Here is a 4,056-nt window from a genome sequence, read left to right as displayed (position 1 = left end):
CAGGAGGTATTCGACTCATGTTTGGACAAGCTGCGGTTGGTGGTTCAGCAAATAGCCCCTCTGGAAGCCGGATGTTCCGTTATGAGGTGGTCGGTCTGCGTCAAAACGAAGAAAACGATCGCAATAACTATTCGATTCGTCGGAGCGGCAGCGTGTTTATCACTGTGCCCTATAACCGGATGAACGAAGAAATGCAGCGCATTTTGCGAATGGGCGGCAAGATTGTCAATATCGAGCCTTTGTCGGCAGAAGAGTCGGCGCAGGCGTCGGCAAATTGATTGGGCAGCGGCAGTCAGCCTGCCGTTTCCCCAGTGGGGGAGGTGCTTTGCAACGATTCAGCTTTAAGGGTCTTGATCTCACTCGTTAAGCTAAATCGCTTCTAGGCGGGCAGTTTGCCTGCATATTGGTGCGTGTTTCATGCTGGAATCTTCAATCGATCGGAATAATCCTTCTGAGCCCGGCGGCTCCCCAGGCGACCTCACAATCGAACAGGCAATTGCTAATTTGACCCATCCTGACCTGAGCTTGCGGTACTACGCTGCCTGGTGGCTGGGCAAATTTCGCGTTAAAGAGCCTGCGGCAGTCGATGCGCTCGTTACAGCCTTACAGGACGAGTCCGATCGCACCGAGTTGGGCGGCTATCCGCTGCGACGAAATGCGGCAAGGGCATTGGGTAAGCTAGACGATCGACGGGCGGTTCCGGGGTTAGTAGCGTGTTTGTCCTGCGAAGATTTTTATGTTCGCGAGTCAGCCGCACAGTCTTTAGGAATGCTTGGCGATGCGTCGGCAGTTCCAGCTCTGTTGCCACTTTTGCAAGGCGGTCTGGAGGCGGCTCAGCCTGTTCCGGGTCGTCCTCACTTGGCAGAACCGATCGAGGCAGTCATGGAAGCTCTGGGGGCACTCGCGCCCGGAACCCCGTGGCAGCAAGAAGCAATCGACTTTATTCAGCCTTTCCTAGCTCATTCGCTGGGACGAGTACAGTATGCCGCTGCCCGCGCCATGTATCAGCTCACCGATGAGGCGCAGTATGGCGATCGATTGGTCGCTGCCCTTTCCGGAAGCGATATCAATTTGCGTCGCGCTGCGTTGTCTGACCTGGGAGCAGTAGGCTATCTGCCTGCGGCTGAAGCAATTGCCACGGCTGCCGCTGAAAATAGCTTCAAGCTGTTCTCGTTGAAAGGCTTGCTGGAACATCAGGTTCGATCGGGAGCTGCTCTGTCGCCGGACGCGCTGAAACTGATGGATTTGATGGACAGTTTGCTGTAGCAAGCGGGATATCCTCCCTACAACAAACCTGTCAAATTGGCTCACTCGTTTAAGTCTCTATTCCCGATTCCTCACCTTTTCTGATGTTTTCTTGCCCGATGACAATCTCTAACTCCGTTAATGCCCAGCCGCTGATTGATGCGATCGATCAGGCAGATTCGCCCGAACGATTGGTTGGTGCGGTGCAGGCATTGGCAGCAGCCCAGCAGGAGGCAGGCATTCCGACGCTGATTCGCGCTCTGGGATTTAATAATCCGGGGGCTGCGGCGATCGCAGTGCGGGGTCTGGTGCAAATGGGCGCGATCGCAGTTCAGCCCTTGCTCGACCTGGTGGACGACTACAACTATGGCGCAAGAGCCTGGACGATTCGGGCACTAGTGGGTATTGGCGATCCGCGTGCGCTAGAGGTATTGCTGGCGGCGGCTGAAGCAGATTTTGCGCCGAGTGTGCGGCGGGCTGCAACTAGGGGACTCGGTTCTCTTCGCTGGGACTGGCTCCCTGAAGACAACAGGGCATCGGTTCAAGAACAGGTGATGACCTCGCTGATAAAAATTAGCCAGGACTCCGACTGGTCTTTGCGCTATGCAGCAATCGGGGCACTGGAGGTACTGGCAGGTGCAGCCAATTCTTTGCATCCGGCGATCGAACAGCAGTTGCGGCAAATTGCGGAGCAGGATGCAGATTTAGCAGTACAGGCAAGAAGCCAGAAAGCACTCCGGGAACTGGCAGGCAAGTAGCTTATTTCCACTCCCTATTCCCCCTTTCCTACTCCCCCCTTTGTACACAAAACACTAGGTTAAACAATGTCGATCCCTCTTCTCAAAGTTACTCCTAAGACCCAGAATCAGCGTGTGGAGGGCTACGATGTCCCCGATGAGGACGACCCTACCCTTTACCGCCTGAGCCACGCCATCTCGGATACTGACGTAAACGAGATCATCTGGGCAGCTTATCGGCAGATTTTTAGCGAACATCTGGTTCTGGAAAGCTATCGCCAGCCTGCGCTGGAATCTCAGTTGCGGAACCGGGCGATTTCAGTGCGAGAGTTCATTCGAGGGCTGGGCAAGTCGGACGTATACCGCGATGAGATTGCTGACCTGAACTCGAACTATCGCATTGTCGATCTCACCTTCAAGCGGTTTTTAGGACGGGCATCCTACAGTAAAGATGAGCAGATTGCTTGGTCGATCGTGATTGCGACCAAAGGACTGCACGGCTTTATTGATGCAGTGGTGGACAGCGACGAGTACAGGCAAAACTTTGGCGATGATGTGGTTCCTTATCAGCGTCGCCGGATGGAAGGTCGCCCGTTTAACCTGACCAACCCGCGCTATAGCGACTACTGGCGGAACCGAATGCTGGAAATGGAGCTGCAAACTCGCTCCTACTACCAAGTACGGCAGTATCAATCCGGCAACCTCGATCGCAAAGTTATTCGTCAAGCAGTGTCGCCGATGTTCTTTAACATGGCGCAGTCGCTCCTAATTCCGCAGCAGGATTCGCAGCGGGACGTGGCGCGGGCAACTTCCAGCACGATTAAGGTTCCTGATTCGAGCCGCAGTGCAGGTGAAGTAAAGCCGACGGTGAAGGCAACCAATGTGGCATTGCCCTACCGCTATCTGTACAACATGCCAAAGGTTTAGAGGAGTTTGTAGGTGGGTGGCAAGACGGTCGAGATCCCTTAAATCCTGCTTAAAAAGGGAGAACTTTGAGCCATACAGCCTCCTATTTGCTTAAGGGCTATCTGCATCGGGTACTTACCTCTTTATAAAAGGGGGACTAGAAGGGATCTTCAGCCCTTCTCACATCCATCCGCCTTTCCTCATCGGCTCTCATCATTTACTTTTATTCCTTTATTTCCTCTTTAGTAACACCATGACCATTCCTCTGCTTGAATACACCCCCTCCTCACGGAATCATCGAGTTCCGGGCTATGAGGTTCCTGGTGAAGACACGCCCTACATCTATCGGCTTGAAGACTGCACGGATAACACGGATCTGGAAGCAATGATCTGGGCAGCTTATCGTCAGGTTTTTAGCGAGCACGTTATCCTGCGCAGCAGCCGTCAGAGTGATCTGGAGTCTCAGCTCAAGAATCGATCGATCACCGTACGCGACTTTGTACGAGGTCTGGCAAAGTCAGAAACTTTCCGCAGATTGGTAGTGGAAACAAACTCCAACTATCGGATTGTGGAAGTGTGCCTGAAGCGATTGCTGGGTCGTGCTCCCTATAACGAAGACGAGAAGCGTTCCTGGTCGATCAAAATTGCCACGCTTGGCTTTGATAGCTTTGTGGATGCGCTGGTAGACAGCGAAGAGTACAGCACCAACTTCGGCGACACGACCGTTCCCTATCAGCGTCGTCGCTACAAGGATCGTCCGTTTAACCTGGTGACACCTCGCTATGGCGATTACTGGCGCGATCGCCTGGAAACCGAGCGGTATAAGTGGGGCGATGTGAAAAACTTCCTGGACATGGCGCGATCGATCAAGATTACGCCGAAGCAAATGACTCCGGTGAGTACCAAGAATATTCAAATTCCTGATACCAGCCGCGACACCAAACCCCAGGACACGCGGGTTTCGATTAGCACCACAGCGGGCTTTCCGGTACGGTAAAGGGTGAAATAGAGCAGTTTGAGCACCAGTCAATTGATTCAATTCATCGATTAATTGAATTGATGGATAGGGTTGAAGACATGGAAAGCGGAACGATCGCATGAATCATTCTGCGAATCAAACACTCTGACCTTTTCCTGCTCCAAGTTACTCGTTTGCTGAATCAATTCT

5 protein-coding genes are annotated in these 4,056 nt (G+C 53.1%); all 5 read left to right on the top strand.

The features are described from left to right. The coding region (gene cpcD / locus H6F80_RS06730) for a rod-capping linker protein CpcD (protein ID WP_242067203.1) at positions 1-278 on the top strand (278 nt) is incomplete at its 5' end. Positions 279-417: 139 nt separating this feature from the next. After that, complete coding sequence (gene cpcE / locus H6F80_RS06725) at positions 418-1,266, top strand: C-phycocyanin alpha-cysteine-84 phycocyanobilin lyase subunit CpcE (protein ID WP_190790818.1); 849 nt, start codon at positions 418-420, stop codon at positions 1,264-1,266. Positions 1,267-1,364: 98 nt separating this feature from the next. Continuing rightward, a complete protein-coding gene (gene cpcF, locus H6F80_RS06720) occupies positions 1,365-2,003 on the top strand; it encodes a C-phycocyanin alpha-cysteine-84 phycocyanobilin lyase subunit CpcF (RefSeq protein ID WP_190790817.1) in 639 nt (212 codons plus the stop codon). A gap of 66 nt (positions 2,004-2,069) precedes the next feature. Continuing rightward, on the top strand, positions 2,070-2,909 hold the full coding sequence (cpcG1, locus tag H6F80_RS06715) for a phycobilisome rod-core linker protein CpcG1 (RefSeq protein ID WP_190790816.1): 840 nt from the start codon (positions 2,070-2,072) through the stop codon (positions 2,907-2,909). Between the two features lie 232 nt (positions 2,910-3,141). Beyond that, on the top strand, positions 3,142-3,885 hold the full coding sequence (cpcG2, locus tag H6F80_RS06710) for a phycobilisome rod-core linker protein CpcG2 (protein ID WP_190790815.1): 744 nt from the start codon (positions 3,142-3,144) through the stop codon (positions 3,883-3,885). Positions 3,886-4,056: the final 171 nt, after the last annotated feature.

Source organism: Leptolyngbya sp. FACHB-711, assembly GCF_014695615.1.
GTDB lineage: Bacteria > Cyanobacteriota > Cyanobacteriia > Elainellales > Elainellaceae > Leptolyngbya_A.
This window is presented reverse-complemented; position numbering and strand designations above follow the sequence as displayed.

Coding starts and splice junctions, on each gene's coding strand:
- cpcE (WP_190790818.1), top strand. CDS start 418: ATGCTGGAATCTTCAATCGATCGGAATAATCCTTCTGAGCCCGGCGGC.
- cpcF (WP_190790817.1), top strand. CDS start 1,365: ATGACAATCTCTAACTCCGTTAATGCCCAGCCGCTGATTGATGCGATC.
- cpcG1 (WP_190790816.1), top strand. CDS start 2,070: ATGTCGATCCCTCTTCTCAAAGTTACTCCTAAGACCCAGAATCAGCGT.
- cpcG2 (WP_190790815.1), top strand. CDS start 3,142: ATGACCATTCCTCTGCTTGAATACACCCCCTCCTCACGGAATCATCGA.